Origin of the sequence: Hymenobacter rubripertinctus (genome assembly GCF_003583925.1) — a bacterium.
Lineage (GTDB): Bacteria > Bacteroidota > Bacteroidia > Cytophagales > Hymenobacteraceae > Hymenobacter > Hymenobacter rubripertinctus.
This window is the reverse complement of sequence record NZ_QYCN01000089.1, coordinates 1-2310: the sequence shown is the minus strand read 5'-3', so window position 1 is coordinate 2310 and position 2310 is coordinate 1. Positions and strand designations below refer to the sequence as shown.

General features: G+C 54.1%; 2 protein-coding genes. One reads left to right on the top strand and one right to left on the bottom strand.

Annotated features, from left to right (window positions below):
- The coding region (locus D0T11_RS22805) for a hypothetical protein (RefSeq protein WP_182888562.1) at nt 1–564 on the top strand (564 nt) is incomplete at its 5' end.
- Nucleotides 565–754: 190 nt separating this feature from the next.
- Here the strand turns inward: D0T11_RS22805 and D0T11_RS21605 are convergent.
- Nucleotides 755–1822 (bottom strand): IS4 family transposase, encoded by a 1068-nt coding sequence (locus D0T11_RS21605; protein ID WP_245991116.1) that lies wholly within the window; start codon nt 1820–1822, stop codon nt 755–757.
- Between the last annotated feature and the right edge of the window lie 488 nt (nt 1823–2310).

Genomic DNA, 2310 nt, shown 5'->3' with positions numbered 1-2310 from the left:
CTTTATAAGCGCCAGACCAAGCCCAATCAGGCGTTGCGTCTGGGGTTGGTGCTCGACCTGCGAAACGAGCGGCGCAATAAGAGCAGTGATTTAGCCGTCAACCCCACCTTCTACGAGAACAGCTTTGGCCTGCAAACTTATATCGGCCGCGAATGGCAAAGAAGCATTGCCCGCCGGTGGGTAGCTTGTGTGGGCCTAGATATGGGGGCTGGGTATGACCGTTTTCGTCGCCGCGACGAAGCAATTGCCGCGATTAATGTAGATGGAGGTTCTGCCTTATTCCTACGAAAATCAGACTATAACTTTACTACTTATTCCGCTTTCCTACGCCCGATAATAGCAGTACGATATCAGGTGAAACCCTATTTGTATCTCAGTGCTGAATCAGCAGTATCCGTGCGGTATTCGCATATATTATTTTCAGGTGGGAATTCACTTACTCGCCTTGACAATAATGTTGAGGGCTATGGAAGTGCGAATACCAAGGATAATAATATCAGAATATCGTTACGCCCCATTAGTCAAATCGCATTGCATTACTGCTTCATCTCAACTGAACGCTGAACTATTTTTCCATAATTCATTTTCGTTTTTTTCTCTCTCTTTTATGAAAAATTACTTACCCTCTACTTGGCGGTTACTATCCGCCACACTCGCTTTGTTGCTGTTGAATGTTGTTCCAATGCTGGCGCAAACATTCCTGAATTACGCGCCAAGCGTCTGCCCTAACCAGACGGTTACCTACACACTTACTCTACCCTACTATTTTAGTAGTTTGACTGTAAGCAAGATAGCGAATAAACCAATCCAGTAAGGCCATGATTTTGCGAGCCAGCGGTTCGTGTGGCGACGTATGGGGACGGGTGAGTTGGCGCAGCAGGTTCAGACCGTGCCGACTCAGGCTGGTGGCCCGGTAGCCGTGGTTTTTGCGGGCGATAGGCTTGCATTTCTGATCGGCGACCGTGCCTACGCTCAGGCACAATGCGTAAGCCAGGCTGACCAGGGCCACGAGCTTGCGCAACTTGCGGCGGCAGCGTAAGTGGGTGGCTTCCAGGTTGAAGCCGCGGCCCTTCAGGTTCTGAAAGCACTGCTCAATGGTCCAGCGCTTGGCGTAGAGTTGGTCCATATAGGGCAGTCCAACGTTGCCGAATAGAAACACAAACTCGTTGTCGGCCAGGGCCTTAACCCAGACCTGACCCCACACGCCATCGACTTGGCAGTGGCTAAAACGGCGCACCTGCCCGGGGGCCAGGCCCAGGGCAGCAATGGCCTGCCGTTGCCCGTTGGCGTGGGTGAGCAGGTGGTGTTTGGGTAGGCGCATGACGAAGTTCAAGCCATTGTCTTTGAGCCACTGCAACCAGGTGTGGCCCACGAATTCACGGTCCCCCACTACCAGGCCGATGCGGTGTCTGCCCAGCACCTGTACGCAGACTTGCAGCAGGGCAATGCGGTCGAGCGCCGAGGAGTTGCCGCTGCGGTTGTCGAGTAATTCCCAGTACAGCGGCAGTTGAAACTCGCCCTGGCCGACGGTGACGAGCAAAATGTTGACTTGGCAGCGGCCGAAGTCCCATTCGGTGCGGTCCAGGCAGAGGCGCAACTTGCCCGTGGCCGGCAGCAAAGTCAATAGCAACTGAGCAAGCAGCCGGTAATCCAATGCTGTTTCGCGGAAAAAGTCCTGAATGCGGGTTTCATTCGAGGCGGGCTTGACGGCGTCGTTCAGGTGCTGGGCCACCTCGCAGAACTGCACGTTGCGGCTTTTGAGCAGGCTGATAACGAATTGAGCGATAAACTTTTGGCGTGACAAATGACGCACAACGGGCACCTGTCGCAAAAGGGTGGTAAGTTTGGCACTGAGGCATTGCTTCACGGGGCAGAACGGGTTTGGATGGTGTAGGAACCCCAAAGGTCGGACTGCCCCGCTTTATGTCGCGGAAAATAGTAGGGTAGAGTACTACACACTTACTGGTATTCCGGATGGCTACATTATTGAAAGCGCTTCCGCTTCCGGCGGCTCGCTCTCTGCACCTACTATCAACAATGGTCAAGCCAGCTACGTGGTGACGTGGGGTGCCGGAGAAGAAGGCAGGATTACTCCAGGACTTAAAAAGCCAGTAAAAGATAGTAGTGGCAAAATTTTACGCTACGACCCTGCTGATGCGGCTAATACACCCAGCGTGGTCATCAAATCGGTATTCGGGCGGCGCATCCTGGCCCAGATCAACAACACGGCCTCCCTCGAGCTGCCCCTGTGCGGCGGAGCCCAGAACCTGACGCTCACCCTGCCCCAGCAGTACTTCGCCGGCGACGCGC